The 15916-nt window shown below is 70.5% G+C and carries 14 protein-coding genes; 13 read left to right on the top strand and 1 reads right to left on the bottom strand.

The window, feature by feature from the left end; all coding sequences use genetic code 11:
• Positions 1-69 precede the first annotated feature (69 nt).
• The 7 genes from aroC (at position 70) to nusB (ending at position 6540) form a co-directional block, all read left to right on the top strand.
• Positions 70-1254, top strand: coding sequence for a chorismate synthase (gene aroC, locus OG230_RS05825; protein WP_328909052.1), 1185 nt, complete (start codon positions 70-72; stop codon positions 1252-1254).
• Positions 1251-2900, top strand: a complete 1650-nt coding sequence (aroB, locus tag OG230_RS05820) for a 3-dehydroquinate synthase (protein ID WP_328909051.1) — start codon at positions 1251-1253, stop codon at positions 2898-2900. The genes aroC and aroB overlap by 4 nt, the downstream gene beginning before the upstream one ends.
• The gene (gene aroQ, locus OG230_RS05815; protein WP_328909050.1) at positions 2897-3337 is read left to right on the top strand and encodes a type II 3-dehydroquinate dehydratase; all 441 of its coding nucleotides are present in this window, start codon (positions 2897-2899) and stop codon (positions 3335-3337) included. The genes aroB and aroQ overlap by 4 nt, the downstream gene beginning before the upstream one ends.
• Before the next feature lie 149 nt (positions 3338-3486).
• On the top strand, positions 3487-4311 hold the full coding sequence (locus OG230_RS05810) for a Pro-rich N-terminal domain-containing protein (protein WP_328909049.1): 825 nt from the start codon (positions 3487-3489) through the stop codon (positions 4309-4311).
• Between the two features lie 72 nt (positions 4312-4383).
• Entirely contained in the window at positions 4384-5490 is a 1107-nt protein-coding gene (locus OG230_RS05805; protein WP_328909048.1) for a M24 family metallopeptidase, read from the top strand.
• 49 nt (positions 5491-5539) lie between these two features.
• Positions 5540-6106, top strand: a complete 567-nt coding sequence (efp, locus tag OG230_RS05800; protein ID WP_031097761.1) for an elongation factor P — start codon at positions 5540-5542, stop codon at positions 6104-6106.
• Between the two features lie 2 nt (positions 6107-6108).
• On the top strand, positions 6109-6540 hold the full coding sequence (gene nusB / locus OG230_RS05795; protein WP_097968313.1) for a transcription antitermination factor NusB: 432 nt from the start codon (positions 6109-6111) through the stop codon (positions 6538-6540).
• 672 nt (positions 6541-7212) lie between these two features.
• Here nusB and bldD read toward each other — a convergent pair.
• Positions 7213-7710: a transcriptional regulator BldD gene (gene bldD, locus OG230_RS05790; protein WP_328909047.1), complete on the bottom strand. Its 498-nt coding sequence runs from the start codon at positions 7708-7710 to the stop codon at positions 7213-7215.
• A 221-nt stretch (positions 7711-7931) separates the two neighbouring features.
• Here bldD and pyrR point away from each other — a divergent pair, with 221 nt between their 5' ends.
• The 6 genes from pyrR (at position 7932) to carB (ending at position 15893) form a co-directional block, all read left to right on the top strand.
• Positions 7932-8516, top strand: a complete 585-nt coding sequence (pyrR, locus tag OG230_RS05785) for a bifunctional pyr operon transcriptional regulator/uracil phosphoribosyltransferase PyrR (protein WP_328909046.1) — start codon at positions 7932-7934, stop codon at positions 8514-8516.
• Between the two features lie 95 nt (positions 8517-8611).
• Positions 8612-9589 (top strand): aspartate carbamoyltransferase catalytic subunit, encoded by a 978-nt coding sequence (locus OG230_RS05780; protein WP_328909045.1) that lies wholly within the window; start codon positions 8612-8614, stop codon positions 9587-9589.
• 2 nt (positions 9590-9591) lie between these two features.
• Positions 9592-10878 carry a dihydroorotase gene (locus OG230_RS05775; protein ID WP_328909044.1) on the top strand — a complete coding sequence of 429 codons (1287 nt, stop codon included), beginning with the start codon at positions 9592-9594 and terminating at the stop codon, positions 10876-10878.
• Positions 10875-11453: a PH-like domain-containing protein gene (locus OG230_RS05770; RefSeq protein ID WP_328909043.1), complete on the top strand. Its 579-nt coding sequence runs from the start codon at positions 10875-10877 to the stop codon at positions 11451-11453. Before OG230_RS05775 ends, OG230_RS05770 begins: the two co-directional genes overlap by 4 nt.
• Positions 11450-12592, top strand: coding sequence for a glutamine-hydrolyzing carbamoyl-phosphate synthase small subunit (carA, locus tag OG230_RS05765; RefSeq protein WP_328909042.1), 1143 nt, complete (start codon positions 11450-11452; stop codon positions 12590-12592). Before OG230_RS05770 ends, carA begins: the two co-directional genes overlap by 4 nt.
• The gene (gene carB, locus OG230_RS05760; RefSeq protein ID WP_328909041.1) at positions 12585-15893 is read left to right on the top strand and encodes a carbamoyl-phosphate synthase large subunit; all 3309 of its coding nucleotides are present in this window, start codon (positions 12585-12587) and stop codon (positions 15891-15893) included. The genes carA and carB overlap by 8 nt, the downstream gene beginning before the upstream one ends.
• Positions 15894-15916: the final 23 nt, after the last annotated feature.

The following is a 15916-nucleotide window of genomic DNA, read 5'->3' as shown; positions in this document are numbered from 1 at the left end:
AGGCGGCGGGCCAGGGCCGCGCACCCGGTCGCGCCGTTGCAGTTTCAGGCGCGAGCATGAGGAGCACCGTTGAGCAGGTTGCGCTGGCTGACCGCGGGGGAGTCGCACGGCCCCGCACTCGTGGCGACGCTGGAGGGTCTTCCCGCCGGCGTGCCGATCACCACGGAGATGGTGGCGGACGCGCTCGCCCGGCGGCGGCTCGGATACGGCCGCGGTGCGCGGATGAAGTTCGAGAAGGACGAGGTCACCTTCCTCGGCGGCGTCCGGCACGGTCTCACCATGGGATCGCCCGTCGCCGTCATGGTCGGCAACACCGAGTGGCCCAAGTGGGAACAGGTCATGTCGGCCGACCCGGTGGACCCCGAGGAACTGGCCAAGCTGGCCCGTAACGCCCCGCTGACCCGCCCCCGCCCCGGCCACGCCGACCTCGCCGGGATGCAGAAGTACGGCTTTGACGAGGCCCGGCCGATCCTGGAGCGCGCCAGCGCCCGGGAGACCGCGGCCCGGGTCGCGCTCGGTGCCGTCGCCCGGTCCTACCTCAAGGAGACCGCGGGCATCGAGATCGTCAGCCACGTAGTGGAGCTGGCCTCGGCGAAGGCGCCGTACGGCGTCTACCCCACGCCCGCCGATGTCGAGAAGCTCGACGCCGACCCGGTGCGCTGCCTGGACGCCGACGCCTCGAAGGCGATGGTCGCCGAGATCGACCAGGCCCACAAGGACGGCGACACGCTCGGCGGAGTCGTCGAGGTGCTGGCCTACGGAGTGCCGGTCGGCCTCGGTTCGCACGTGCACTGGGACCGTCGTCTCGACGCCCGTCTCGCCGCCGCGATGATGGGAATCCAGGCCATCAAGGGTGTCGAGGTCGGCGACGGCTTCGACCTGGCACGCGTGCCCGGCTCCAAGGCGCACGACGAGATCCTGGTCACCGAGGACGGAATCAAGCGCGCTTCCGGGCGCGCCGGTGGTACCGAGGGCGGTCTGACCACCGGTGAACTGCTCCGGGTCCGCGCCGCGATGAAGCCCATCGCCACCGTGCCCCGCGCGCTTGCCACCGTCGACGTCGTCACCGGTGAGCCCGCCAAGGCCCACCACCAGCGCTCCGATGTCTGCGCCGTTCCGGCCGCGGGCATCGTCGCCGAGGCCATGGTCGCCCTGGTCCTGGCCGACGCGGTCGCGGAGAAGTTCGGCGGCGACAGCGTGGCCGAGACCCACCGCAACGTGCAGTCGTACCTCGACCACCTGCAGATCCGATGAGCCGCCCGCTGATCGTCCTCGTCGGCCCCATGGGCGTCGGAAAGTCCACGGTCGGTGAACTGCTCGCCGAACGGCTCGGCACCACCTACCGGGACACCGACGCGGACGTCGTGGCCACCGCCGGCAAGCCGATCCCGGAGATCTTCTACGACGAGGGCGAGGAGCACTTCCGCGCGCTGGAGCGGCAGGCCGTACGCGCCGCGCTCGCGGGGCACACGGGTGTCCTCTCCCTCGGCGGCGGCTCGGTCCTCGACGCGACGAGCCGCGAACTGCTCACCGGCCACACCGTCGTCTACCTGTCCATGGACGTCGACGAGGCGGTCAAGCGGGTCGGGCTCAACACCGCCAGGCCGCTGCTCGCCGTCAACCCGCGCCGGCAGTGGCGCGAGCTGATGGAAGCCCGCCGTCACCTCTACGCCGAGGTGGCCGGCACGACCGTCGCCACCGACGACCGCACCCCCGACGAGGTCGCGCAGGCGATCCTCGACGCACTGGAACTGCCGGAGCGCACGGGCGACACCCCCGTACCGCCCGGCCGGGAGAACACACGCATGACGGAGCAGGCACCCACTCGCATCCAGGTCGCGGGCACCGCGGGCACCGACCCGTACGAGGTACTCGTCGGCCGGCAGCTGCTCGGTGAGCTGCCCGCCCTCATCGGCGACCGCGCGAAGCGGGTCGCCGTCTTGCACCCCGAGGCGCTCGCCGAGACGGGCGAGGCGGTCCGCGAGGACCTCGCCTCCCAGGGCTACGAGGCCATCGCCATCCAGCTGCCCAACGCCGAGGAGGCCAAGACCGTCGAGGTCGCGGCGTACTGCTGGAAGGCGCTCGGCCAGACCGGCTTCACCCGTACCGATGTCATCGTCGGCATCGGTGGCGGCGCCACCACCGACGTGGCGGGATTCGTCGCGGCCAGCTGGCTGCGCGGCGTCCGCTGGATCGCCGTACCCACCACCGTGCTCGGCATGGTCGACGCCGCCGTCGGCGGCAAGACCGGCATCAACACGGCCGAGGGCAAGAACCTCGTGGGCGCCTTCCACCCGCCCACCGGTGTGCTCTGCGACCTCGCCGCCCTCGACTCGCTGCCGGTCAACGACTACGTGTCCGGCATGGCCGAGATCATCAAGGCCGGTTTCATCGCCGACCCGGTCATCCTCGAACTGGTCGAGGCCGACCCCGAAGGCGCCCGCACGCCCGCCGGACAGCACACCGCCGAGCTGATCGAGCGGTCCATCCGGGTCAAGGCGGAGGTCGTCTCCAGCGACCTCAAGGAGTCCGGGGTCCGCGAGATCCTCAACTACGGGCACACCCTGGCGCACGCCATCGAGAAGAACGAGCGCTACAAGTGGCGCCACGGCGCGGCCGTTTCGATCGGCATGGTCTTCGCCGCCGAGCTGGGCCGGCTCGCCGGCCGGCTCGACGACGCCACCGCCGACCGGCACCGCGCCGTCCTCGAGTCCGTCGGGCTGCCGCTCACCTACCGCGGCGACCAGTGGCCCAAGCTGCTGGAGAACATGAAGGTCGACAAGAAGTCCCGCGGCGACCTGCTGCGCTTCATCGTCCTCGACGGCCTGGGCAAGCCCACCGTCCTCGAAGGTCCCGACCCGGCCATCCTGCTGGCCGCCTACGGGGAGGTGTCCGCGTGACCCGAAGGGTCCTCGTGCTCAACGGGCCGAACCTCGGCCGCCTCGGCTCCCGCGAACCCGACGTCTACGGCGCGACCTCCTACGCCGGGCTCATCGAGACCTGCCAGACGCTCGGCAAGGAGCTCGGCTTCGAGGTCGACGTACGCGAGACCAACGACGAGGGCCAGATGATCCGCTGGCTCCACGACGCCGCGGACGGTTCAATTCCGGTCGTTCTCAACCCGGGTGCGTTCACGCACTACTCGTACGGAATGCGGGACGCCGCCGCCCAGCGGACCGCCCCGCTGATCGAGGTGCACATCTCGAATCCGTACGCACGGGAGGAATTCCGCCACACGTCGGTCGTCGCGCCCGTGGCCACGGGGACCGTGGCCGGATTCGGTATCGGCTCCTACCGACTCGCGCTGCGGGCCCTGGCCGACGAACTCGACATCTGATCCGTCGGCCGTCCACGTCCGATCCGTCGGCCACCCCGGCCGACGGGGCACTCCATGCCGTCCCCGTCCGTTCACCTTGCGGCGGCCGGGGACGGTACGGTTGCCGTTCCACCAGCGCCAGTTGCCTGTACGAGACGGAGTGGCACCGGATGCAGCACGCAGTGGGGGCCCCGCTGCCGCCGCCCCAAGGACCCGGAAACGGACCTGCCGGCTGGACGCACCAGGCCCAGCACCCCGGCCATCCAGGCCACCCCGGCCCGCCGCCGATACCGCCCCCGCCCCCCGGGCAGGGCTGGACCGGCCCCGCGCCCCTCCACGCCCCCGTGCCGCCCTCCCGCGAGACCACGGGCCACGTACGGCTGCCTCCCGGCGGTCCCGTGCCGCTGCCCGCCCCGCCCGCCGAGCCCGGCACCGGTACGGCGACGCTCGCCGTGCTGCTGATCGGCCCGGCAGGCGCCGGGAAGACCACCGTGGCCAGACTCTGGGCCGCCCGGCGCCGGGTCCCCACCGCACACGTCTCCCTCGACGACGTCCGCGAGTGGGTGTGCGCCGGCTTCGCCGATCCGCAGGCCGGGTGGAACGACCACTCCGAGGCCCAGTACCGCCTGGCCCGTCGCACCTGCGGCTTCGCCGCCCGTAATTTCCTGGCCAACGGCATCTCGTGCATCCTCGACGACGCCGTCTTCCCCGACCGCCCCGTCGTCGGCCTCGGCGGCTGGAAGCGCCACGTGGGCCCCGGACTCCTGCCCGTCGTTCTCCTGCCCGGCCTGGAGGTCGTGCTGGAGCGCAACGCCGCCCGCAGCGGGAACCGGCGGCTGTCCGACGAGGAGGTGGCCCGCATCCACGGCCGGATGGCCGGCTGGTACGGCTCGGGCCTGCCCATCATCGACAACTCCAGCTACGACGTGGAGACGACGGCCCGGGTCCTGGACGACGTCCTCGCCCGCTCCATCGCCAGCCCGCCGGCCTGGTAACAACCCGGTCGTCCCCCCCCGGTCGGATGCGCTGGCCGGGCGCTGCCGGGCCCCCGCTCGTAGGCTCGGAACATGTCAGAGGTGTACGCCGTCCGCCGTGGCCTGCTCCGCGACCGGTGCGCCGCCGCGGGGTCCGCGGCCGCCCTGGTCTCCCGTCCCGCCAACGTCCGCTATCTCGCGGGCGGAGCCCCCCTCGGGGCCGTCCTGCTGCTCGGACCCACCGAGGACGTCCTGCTCTGCCCCCGCGCCCCCACCGGCGATCCCGCCGAGGGCCGCCCCGACGAGGCGCTGCGGCAGACCGTGCTCCCGGTGCCGGGCGGCGATCCGGTGGTCGCCGCCGCCGATCTGGCCGCCTCCGTCGGCGCGGAGTCGCTCGCGGTCGAGGAGCACGATCTGACGGTCGCCCGTCACCGTGCCATGGGCTCGGTCGCCCCCCGGCTGCGGCTGGCCGATCTCGGAGCGTCCGTGGAACAGCTGCGGATCGTCAAGGACGAGGAAGAGATCGCCTGTCTGCGGATCGCCGCCGAGATCACCGACCAGGCCCTCGGCGAGCTGCTCGAATCGATCCTGGTGGGCCGTACCGAGCGTCACCTGGCCCTGGAGCTGGAACGCCGGCTCGTGGACCACGGCGCCGACGGTCCGGCCTTCGCGACCTCCGTCGCCACCGGGCCCAATTCGGGCCAAGGCCGTCACAGGCCCTCGGACCGGCGTGTGGAGGAAGGCGATTTCCTCTCCGTCTGCCTCGGCGCGAACTATCGCGGCTACCGGTGCGAGATCGGCCGTACGTTTGTGATCGGGACGACTCCCGCGGACTGGCAGATCGAGCTCTACGACCTCGTTTTCGCCGCTCAGCGGGCCGGACGGGAGGCGCTTCTCCCCGGTGCCGCCTACCGCGACGTGGACCACGCGGCCCGCCATCTGCTGGATTCCGCGGGCCATGGCGAGGGCCTCGCACCCTGGACCGGGCACGGCGTCGGGCTCGAAATCGACGAGGACCCGCAGTTGGCACCGACAGCCATGGGTAAACTGGACGCTTGTGTGCCGGTCACCGTCGAACCGGGGGTCCACCTCCCGGGCCGGGGCGGTGTCCGGATCGATGACACGCTCGTCGTGCGCCCAGAGGCGGACGGCGGACCCGAGCTACTCACCATTACGACCAAGGAGCTGCTCGCGCTCTAGCGCGCATCCTCGGTCGTCCACCAGCTTCAGTCCAGGAGATTCCGCAACCGTGGCTTCCACGAACGACCTCAAGAACGGCCTGGTGCTCAAGCTCGACGGGGGCCAGCTCTGGTCCGTCGTCGAGTTCCAGCACGTCAAGCCCGGCAAGGGCCCGGCCTTCGTGCGCACCAAGCTCAAGAACGTGCTCTCCGGCAAGGTCGTCGACAAGACGTTCAACGCCGGCGTGAAGGTCGAGACGGCCACCATTGACCGCCGCGACATGCAGTTCTCGTACATGGACGGCGAGTACTTCGTCTTCATGGACATGAACACGTACGACCAGCTGATGGTCGACCGCAAGGCTGTCGGCGACGCCGCCAACTTCCTGATCGAGGGCTTCACCGCCTCCGTGGCCCAGCACGAGGGCGAGGTGCTCTACGTCGAGCTGCCGGCCGCCGTCGAGCTGACCATCCAGCACACCGACCCGGGTGTCCAGGGCGACCGCTCCACCGGTGGCAGCAAGCCCGCCACGCTGGAGACCGGTTACGAGATCGGTGTTCCGCTCTTCATCACCACCGGCGAGAAGATCAAGGTCGACACCCGTACGGGCGACTACCTCGGCCGGGTGAACAGCTAACCGTGGCTGCCCGGAACAAGGCCCGCAAGCGCGCCTTCCAGATCCTCTTCGAGGCCGACCAGCGCGGTGAGTCCGTGCAGACGGTCCTCGCGGACTGGGTGCGCCTCTCGCGGACCGACGACCGACAGCCGCCGGTCGGCGAATTCACGATGGAGCTCGTCGAGGGGTACGCGCAGTACGCGGACCGTATCGACGACCTCATCGTCACCTACGCCGTGGACTGGGAGATCGACCGCATGCCGGTCGTCGACCGGAGCATTCTGCGGCTCGGTGCGTATGAGCTGATCTGGATGGACGAGACGCCGGACGCCGTCGTGATCGACGAGGCGGTCCAGCTCGCCAAGGAGTTCTCCACCGATGACTCCCCGTCGTTCGTGAACGGGCTGCTGGCCCGCTTCAAGGACCTCAAGCCGAACCTGCGCCGGGAGCAGTAGCTTCCGACGGCGTTCGCCACGAAGGGCCCATGGTCGTTGACCGTGGGCCTTTCGGCGTTGTCTTCGGCACCGTTCGTCTTCGCGGCGCCGTTTTGTCCTCAAGCGCCGGACGGGCTTGGTTGTGGCGCCGCGGCCCGTGGTGGCCGGTTCGGGGGTGGTCCGGGGCCCCTCCGGAGTGTCTCCTCGGGCAACGAACGTTCGGCGGGTACGGAGCGAACGAACCCGGGTATCCGTTCGTCACCCTGCGGGGACCCTCCTGCACGGCCCCGGACCGGCCGGAGTGTCGCTGCGGGCCGTGCCACCGGGGGAGCGAGCGGAGACGGGTCGGTTCCGGGTGGCTGGGATGCCGTGCCACCGGGCCGCAGGGATCGACGAGACACGGGTGGGGCCGTGCAGGAGGGTCCCCGCAGGGGCGGGCGTAGGAGCCGGGTTCGTTCGCTCCGGACCCGGGTGCCGCGCCCGTCCCGAGGAGACACTCCGGAGGGGCCCCACCCGACCCACCACCGCTCAGGTGGACGACCCCGGCACCCGCCCCACCACCGCTCAGGCGGACGCCCCGGTCCGGGAGGCCGCACGCCGCCGGTCGGGTGAACGGCCGGGTACGCAAAAGCCGGGTGGGCGGGGTCCCGAAGGCCCCCGCCCACCCGGCGGTACGTTTCTGCTGGTGCGGCGTCAGCCCTCGTCGTGGACCGCGCGACGCGCGTCCGCGTCCAGCACGCCCCAGCTGATGAGCTGCTCCGTGAGCACGGACGGCGACTGGTCGTAGATCACGGCGAGCGTGCGCAGGTCGTCCTGGCGGATCGACAGCACCTTGCCGTTGTAGTCACCGCGCTGGCTCTGGATCGTCGCGGCGTAGCGCTGCAGCGGTCCGGCCTTCTCCGGCGGGACGTGGGCGAGGCGCTCCAGGTCCAGAACGAGCTTCGGCGGCGGCTCGGCGGCACCGCCCGGCGTCGTGCCGGGCAGCAGCTCCTGCACCGGGACCCCGTAGAAATCTGCCAGCTCGGCGAGGCGCTGGACGGTCACGGCGCGGTCACCGCGCTCGTACGAACCGACCACGACGGCCTTCCAGCGGCCCTGGGACTTCTCTTCCACGCCATGGAGGGAGAGGCCCTGCTGGGTGCGGATGGCGCGGAGCTTGGCCCCGAGCTGTTTTGCGTATTCGCTGGACATAAGGCTCCCCGGACGCTGGAACAGTTTGCGGCTCCGCCGCGTGGCTGGTAACTCACTGTGAGGTTACGCAGCGTTACTTGGATGCGTCAAGCTGAATGGTCCGGACCGGTACCTCCCGGGGGTGGGACCAGAGGCTCGCACAAGCCCTGGTAACGTTGATGACGCAATTTCGACGTCCTTTAACGTCCGTCCAGTGAGGCGGAGAAGGAGGTCCGTTTCTTATGGACGCACAGCATGACGACACCGGCAATGCGGCACGCCCCGTTCTCGAGGCTCCCGACATCGCCCGGGTACTGACCCGGATCGCCCACGAGATCGTCGAACGCGCCAAGGGCGCCGACGACGTGGTGCTGCTCGGCATCCCGACGCGAGGCGTCTTCCTCGCCCGTCGGCTCGCCGACAAACTCGAAGAGATCACCGGCCGGAAGATGCCGGTCGGATCGCTCGACATCACGATGTACCGCGACGACCTGAGGCTGCGCCCCGCGCGTGCCCTGGCCCGCACCGACATCCCCGGTGAGGGCATCGAGGGCCGGCTGGTCGTCCTCGTCGACGACGTGCTCTTCTCCGGCCGCACGATCCGCGCCGCACTCGACGCGCTCGGCGACATCGGCCGCCCCCGCGCGGTGCAGCTCGCGGTCCTCGTCGACCGCGGTCACCGAGAACTTCCCATCCGAGCCGACTACGTCGGCAAGAACCTCCCGACGTCGCTGCGGGAGACGGTCAAGGTCCAGCTCGCCGAGGAGGACGGCCGCGACGCCGTGCTGCTCGGTGTCCAGCAGACGGCCCCGGCGGTCGAGCAGTAGCTGTCTAGGCCCGTACACCGCCCTTCAGGCCGTACAGCAGCTTCCGCACGCCCGCGTGCCCGAATCCTCCCTCCAGCAACCCGGAGAACCCCCAGATGAAGCGTCACCTCATCTCGGCCGCCGACCTCACTCGCGACGACGCCGTCCTGATCCTCGACACAGCCGAGGAAATGGCCCGGGTCGCGGACCGGCCGATCAAGAAGCTCCCCACCCTGCGCGGACGCACCGTCGTCAACCTCTTCTTCGAGGACTCGACGCGTACCCGCATCTCCTTCGAGGCCGCCGCCAAGCGGCTCTCCGCCGACGTCATCAACTTCTCCGCGAAGGGCTCGTCCGTCTCCAAGGGCGAGTCGCTCAAGGACACCGCCCTGACCCTGGAGGCGATGGGCGCGGACGCCGTCGTCATCCGGCACGGCGCCTCGGGCGCCCCGTACCGGCTGGCCACCTCCGGCTGGATCGACGGAGCCGTCGTCAACGCCGGAGACGGCACCCACGAGCACCCCACCCAGGCCCTGCTGGACGCCTTCACGATGCGCCGCCGGCTGGTCGGGGCCGACGCCGGTCTCGGCAAGGACCTCGAAGGGCGCCGCATCACGATCGTCGGCGACATCCTGCACAGCCGGGTGGCCCGTTCCAACGTGCACCTGCTGACCACGCTCGGTGCCCACGTCACCCTGGTGGCCCCGCCGACGCTCGTCCCCGTGGGCGTCGAACAGTGGCCCTGCGACGTCAGCTACAGCCTCGACGAGGTGCTGCCGAAGTCGGACGCGGTGATGATGCTTCGTGTGCAGCGTGAACGGATGAACGCCGCCTACTTCCCGACCGAGCGCGAGTACTCCCGCCGCTACGGCCTGGACGGCTCGCGCATGGCCAAGATGCCCGAGCACGCCATCGTCATGCACCCCGGGCCCATGGTCCGGGGCATGGAGATCACCGCCGACGTGGCCGACTCCGACCGCTGCACGGTCGTCGAGCAGGTCGCCAACGGTGTCTCGATCCGCATGGCCGTGCTCTACCTGCTGCTGGGCGGCAACGAGTCCGCCACCCCCGCCCGTACCGAGGAGAACAAGTAATCATGAGCAAGATCCTGATCCGCGGCGCGAAGATCCTCGGTGGCGAGCCGCAGGACGTCCTGATCGACGGCGAGACCATCGAGCGGGTGGGCACGGACATCGAGGCCGGCGACGCCACCGTCGTCGAGGCGGCGGGCCGGATCCTGCTGCCCGGCCTCGTCGACCTGCACACCCATCTGCGCGAGCCGGGCCGCGAGGACTCCGAGACCGTCCTCACCGGCACCAAGGCCGCGGCGGTCGGCGGCTTCACCGCCGTGCACGCCATGGCCAACACCTTCCCGGTCGCCGACACCGCGGGCGTCGTCGAGCAGGTCTGGCGGCTGGGCAAGGAGTCCGGCTACTGCGACGTGCAGCCCATCGGCGCCGTCACCGTCGGCCTGGAGGGCAAGCAGCTCGCCGAACTCGGCGCGATGCACGACTCCGCCGCCGGAGTGAAGGTCTTCTCCGACGACGGCAAGTGCGTCGACGACGCCGTGATCATGCGGCGGGCGCTGGAGTACGTGAAGGCGTTCGACGGGGTCGTCGCCCAGCACGCCCAGGAGCCGCGCCTCACCGAGGGTGCCCAGATGAACGAGGGCATCGTCTCCGCGGAGCTGGGTCTCGGCGGCTGGCCCGCCGTGGCCGAGGAGTCGATCATCGCCCGCGACGTCCTCCTCGCCGCCCACGTCGGCTCCCGGGTGCACATCTGCCACCTGTCGACCGCCGGCTCGGTCGAGATCGTCCGATGGGCCAAGTCAAAGGGCTGGAACGTCACCGCCGAGGTGACCCCGCACCACCTGCTCCTCACCGACGAGCTCGTACGGTCGTACAACCCGGTCTACAAGGTGAACCCGCCGCTGCGCACCGAGGCCGACGTGATGGCCCTGCGCGAGGCGCTCGCCGACGGCACCATCGACTGCGTCGCCACCGACCACGCCCCGCACCCGCACGAGGACAAGGACTGCGAGTGGGCCGCGGCGGCCATGGGCATGGTGGGCCTGGAGACCGCGCTCTCCGTCGTCCAGCAGACGATGGTCGACACCGGCCTCATCGACTGGGCGGGCGTCGCCGACCGCATGTCGTTCCGCCCGGCGGCGATCGGCCGGCTCGACGGCCACGGCCGCCCCGTCTCGGCAGGCGAGCCCGCGAACCTGACGCTCGTGGATCCGGCATACCGTGGAGTCGTGGACCCCGCGGGCTTCGCGTCCCGCAGCCGCAACACTCCGTACGAGGGTCGCGAGCTGCCGGGCCGAGTGACCCACACCTTCCTGCGGGGCCGTGCCACGGTCGTCGACGGGAAGCTCGCGTGACAACACTGACCCCCCTGTACCTGCTGGCCGCCGACCAGAAGTCGGCCGAAGTGACCGACTGGTCCGCCCGGATCAGCTGGGTCGTCGGACTGGCCGTCTTCATCGCCCTCGTCTACTGGCTGATGCGCCAGGGATGGAAGTGGCGAGGACAGCTCCAGTCGGACCTGCCCGAGCTGCCCGCCACCCCCGAGGGATTCGCGGACGGCGAGACACTGCTCACACTCTCGGGCCGCTACCACGCCTCGACGACCGCCGGGCAGTGGCTCGACCGGATCGTCGCGCACGGCCTCGGCACCCGCAGCCGCGTCGAGCTGACGCTCGGCGCGCAGGGACTCGACGTCGTACGCCCCGGAGCGGCCGACTTCTTCGTACCGGCCGACGCACTGCGCGAGGCCCGGCTCGACAAGGCGCTCGCCGGCAAGGTCCTCCCCGAGGGCGGCCTGCTGGTCATCACCTGGGCGCACGGCGACAAGCTGATCGACTCCGGTTTCCGCTCCGACCACGCGGCCGAACACCGGGCCTGGGTCGACGCCATCAACCATCTGAACCGCACTACGGAAGGCACCGCACGATGACGATCTCCACCCGGGGAGCCGCCAAAGCTCCCGCCGTACTCGTCCTGGAGGACGGCCGCGCCTTCCGCGGCCGTGCCTACGGGGCCGTGGGGGAGACCTTCGGCGAGGCGGTGTTCTCCACCGGCATGACCGGCTACCAGGAGACGCTGACCGACCCTTCGTACCACCGTCAGGTCGTCGTGATGACGGCCCCGCACGTCGGCAACACCGGTGTGAACGACGAGGACCCCGAGTCGCAGCAGATCTGGGTCGCCGGTTACGTCGTGCGCGACCCCGCGCGGGTGCCCTCCAACTGGCGCTCCCGGCGTTCGCTCGACGAGGAGCTCGCGAGCCAGGGCGTCGTCGGCATCAGCGGCATCGACACCCGCGCGCTCACCCGCCACCTGCGCGAGCGCGGCGCGATGCGCGTCGGCATCTTCTCCGGCAACGCCATCGCCGACGATGGCATGCTGCTCGCCAAGGTGCGCCAGGCCCCCGAGATGACCGGCGCCGACCTCTCCGCCGAGGTCGCGACGAAGGAGACGTACGTCGTCCCCGCGATCGGCACCAAGAAGTTCACCGTCGCCGCGATCGACCTCGGCATCAAGGGGATGACCCCGCACCGCATGGCGGAGCGCGGCATCGAGGTGCACGTCCTGCCCGCCACCGCCACCCTCGACGAGGTGTACGCGGTGAAGCCCGACGGAGTCTTCTTCTCCAACGGGCCCGGCGACCCCTCCACGGCCGACCACCCGGTCTCCGTCATGCAGGGCGTCCTGGAGCGGAAGACCCCGCTCTTCGGCATCTGCTTCGGCAACCAGATCCTGGGCCGCGCGCTCGGCTTCGGCACGTACAAGCTGAAGTACGGCCACCGCGGCATCAACCAGCCCGTGCAGGACCGCACGACCGGCAAGGTCGAGGTCACCGCGCACAACCACGGCTTCGCCGTCGACGCCCCGCTCGACAAGGTCTCCGAGACGCCGTTCGGCCGCGCCGAGGTCTCCCACGTCTGCCTGAACGACCAGGTCGTCGAGGGCCTTCAGCTCCTCGACCAGCCGGCTTTCAGCGTCCAGTACCACCCCGAAGCAGCCGCGGGCCCGCACGACGCCGCGTACCTCTTCGACCGCTTCGTTTCCCTGATGGAGGGCCAGCGTGCCTAAGCGCTCCGATATCCAGTCCGTCCTGGTCATCGGCTCCGGTCCGATCGTCATCGGTCAGGCCGCCGAGTTCGACTACTCCGGCACCCAGGCCTGCCGCGTCCTCAAGGCCGAGGGCCTGCGCGTCATCCTGGTGAACTCCAACCCGGCGACGATCATGACCGACCCGGAGATCGCCGACGCCACGTACGTCGAGCCGATCACCCCCGAGTTCGTCGAGAAGATCATCGCCAAGGAGCGCCCGGACGCGCTCCTCCCGACGCTGGGCGGCCAGACCGCGCTCAACACCGCGATCTCCATGCACGAGAACGGTGTCCTGGAGAAGTACGGCGTCGAGCTGATCGGCGCCAACGTCGAGGCCATCAACAAGGGCGAGGACCGCGACCTCTTCAAGGGCGTCGTCGAGGCCGTCAAGGCGAAGATCGGGTACGGCGAGTCCGCCCGCTCGGTCATCTGCCACACGATGGACGACATCATCAAGGGCGTCGACACGCTCGGTGGCTACCCCGTCGTCGTCCGCCCCTCCTTCACCATGGGCGGCGCCGGCTCCGGCTTCGCGCACGACGAGGAGGAGCTGCGCCGGATCGCCGGACAGGGCCTCACGCTCTCCCCGACCACCGAGGTGCTCCTGGAGGAGTCCATCCTCGGCTGGAAGGAGTACGAGCTGGAGCTGATGCGCGACAAGAACGACAACGTCGTGGTCGTCTGCTCCATCGAGAACTTCGACCCGATGGGCGTCCACACCGGTGACTCGATCACCGTCGCCCCGTCGATGACCCTCACCGACCGCGAGTACCAGCGGCTCCGCGACATCGGCATCGCGATCATCCGCGAGGTCGGCGTCGACACCGGCGGCTGCAACATCCAGTTCGCCATCGACCCGACCGACGGCCGGGTCATCGTGATCGAGATGAACCCGCGGGTCTCCCGCTCCTCGGCGCTCGCGTCGAAGGCCACCGGGTTCCCGATCGCCAAGATCGCCGCCAAGCTGGCCGTCGGCTACACGCTCGACGAGATCCCCAACGACATCACCGAGAAGACCCCGGCCTCCTTCGAGCCGACTCTCGACTACGTCGTCGTGAAGGCCCCGCGCTTCGCCTTCGAGAAGTTCCCCTCCGCCGACTCGACCCTGACCACCACCATGAAGTCGGTGGGCGAGGCCATGGCGATCGGCCGCAACTTCACCGAGGCGCTCCAGAAGGCACTGCGCTCCCTGGAGAAGAAGGGCTCGCAGTTCGCCTTCACCGGTGAGCCCGGCGACAAGGCGGAGCTGCTGGCCGAGGCGGTCCGCCCGACCGACGGCCGGATCAACACCGTCATGCAGGCGATCCGGGCCGGCGCCACCCAGGAAGAGGTCTTCGACGCCACGAAGATCGACCCCTGGTTCGTCGACCAGCTCTTCCTGATCAAGGAGATCGCGGACGAGCTGGCCGGAGCCGAGCGCCTCGACGCCGACCTGATCGCCGAGGCGAAGCGGCACGGCTTCTCCGACGCCCAGATCGGCGAGATCCGCGGTCTGCGCGAGGACGTCGTACGCGAGGTCCGCCACGCGCTCGGCATCCGCCCGGTCTACAAGACGGTCGACACCTGCGCCGCCGAGTTCGCCGCGAACACGCCGTACTTCTACTCCTCGTACGACGAGGAGAGCGAGGTCGCGCCCCGCACCAAGCCCGCGGTGATCATCCTGGGCTCGGGTCCCAACCGCATCGGCCAGGGCATCGAGTTCGACTACTCCTGCGTCCACGCCTCCTTCGCGCTGAGCGACGCGGGCTACGAGACCGTGATGGTCAACTGCAACCCGGAGACCGTCTCCACCGACTACGACACCTCCGACCGGCTGTACTTCGAGCCGCTCACGCTGGAGGACGTCCTGGAGATCGTGCACGCCGAGTCCCTCGCGGGCCCGATCGCCGGTGTCATCGTCCAGCTCGGCGGCCAGACCCCGCTGGGGCTGTCGCAGGCGCTCAAGGACAACGGTGTGCCCGTCGTCGGTACGTCCCCGGAGGCGATCCACGCCGCCGAGGACCGCGGCGCCTTCGGCCGGGTCCTGGCCGAGGCCGGCCTGCCGGCCCCGAAGCACGGCACCGCCACCACCTTCTCCGAGGCCAAGGCCATCGCCGACGAGATCGGCTACCCCGTCCTCGTACGCCCGTCGTACGTACTCGGCGGCCGTGGCATGGAGATCGTCTACGACGAGACCCGCCTCTCCTCGTACATCGCGGAGTCCACCGAGATCAGCCCCACCCGGCCGGTCCTGGTCGACCGCTTCCTCGACGACGCGATCGAGATCGACGTCGACGCGCTCTACGACGGCACCGAGCTCTACCTCGGCGGCGTCATGGAGCACATCGAGGAGGCCGGTATCCACTCCGGCGACTCGGCCTGCGCCCTGCCCCCGATCACGCTCGGCGGCTACGACATCAAGCGGCTGCGCGCCTCCACCGAGGGCATCGCCAAGGGCGTCGGCGTACGCGGCCTGATCAACATCCAGTTCGCGCTCTCCGGCGACATCCTGTACGTCCTGGAAGCCAACCCGCGTGCCTCCCGCACCGTCCCCTTCACCTCGAAGGCGACCGCCGTGCCGCTCGCCAAGGCCGCCGCCCGGATCTCCCTGGGCGCGACCATCGCCGAGCTCCGCACCGAGGGCCTGCTCCCGAAGACCGGTGACGGCGGCACCCTGCCGCTCGACGCGCCGATCTCCGTCAAGGAGGCCGTCATGCCGTGGTCGCGCTTCCGCGACATCCACGGCCGCGGCGTCGACACGGTCCTCGGCCCGGAGATGCGCTCGACCGGTGAAGTCATGGGCATCGACTCGGTCTTCGGCACGGCGTACGCCAAGTCGCAGGCCGGCGCGTACGGTCCGCTTCCCACCAAGGGACGCGCGTTCATCTCCGTCGCCAACCGCGACAAGCGCTCGATGATCTTCCCGGCCCGCGAACTGGTCGCCCACGGCTTCGAGCTGCTGGCCACCTCCGGGACGGCCGAGGTGCTCAAGCGCAACGGCATCAACGCCAAGGTCGTGCGCAAGCAGTCCGAGGGCGAGGGCCCGAACGGCGAGCGGACCATCGTCCAGCTCATCCACGACGGCGAGGTCGACCTCATCGTCAACACGCCGTACGGCACGGGCGGCCGGCTCGACGGCTACGAGATCCGCACCGCGGCCGTGGCCCGCTCGGTGCCCTGCCTGACCACGGTGCAGGCGCTCGCCGCCGCCGTCCAGGGCATCGACGCGCTCAACCACGGTGATGTCGGCGTACGTTCCCTCCAGGAACACGCGGAACATCTCACCGCGGCCCGCGACTGATAGAAGCCCAGCAGGGGGACACC

It is taken from the genome of Streptomyces sp. NBC_00234, from assembly GCF_036195325.1.
Lineage (GTDB): Bacteria > Actinomycetota > Actinomycetes > Streptomycetales > Streptomycetaceae > Streptomyces.
This window is presented reverse-complemented; position numbering and strand designations above follow the sequence as displayed.

Bases quoted from the DNA above. Each gene is read 5' to 3' on its own strand.
- aroB (WP_328909051.1), top strand. From the start codon at position 1,251: ATGAGCCGCCCGCTGATCGTCCTCGTCGGCCCCATGGGCGTCGGAAAG.
- OG230_RS05810 (WP_328909049.1), top strand. From the start codon at position 3,487: ATGCAGCACGCAGTGGGGGCCCCGCTGCCGCCGCCCCAAGGACCCGGA.
- OG230_RS05805 (WP_328909048.1), top strand. From the start codon at position 4,384: ATGTCAGAGGTGTACGCCGTCCGCCGTGGCCTGCTCCGCGACCGGTGC.
- bldD (WP_328909047.1), bottom strand. From the start codon at position 7,710: ATGTCCAGCGAATACGCAAAACAGCTCGGGGCCAAGCTCCGCGCCATC.
- pyrR (WP_328909046.1), top strand. From the start codon at position 7,932: ATGGACGCACAGCATGACGACACCGGCAATGCGGCACGCCCCGTTCTC.
- OG230_RS05780 (WP_328909045.1), top strand. From the start codon at position 8,612: ATGAAGCGTCACCTCATCTCGGCCGCCGACCTCACTCGCGACGACGCC.
- OG230_RS05775 (WP_328909044.1), top strand. From the start codon at position 9,592: ATGAGCAAGATCCTGATCCGCGGCGCGAAGATCCTCGGTGGCGAGCCG.
- carA (WP_328909042.1), top strand. From the start codon at position 11,450: ATGACGATCTCCACCCGGGGAGCCGCCAAAGCTCCCGCCGTACTCGTC.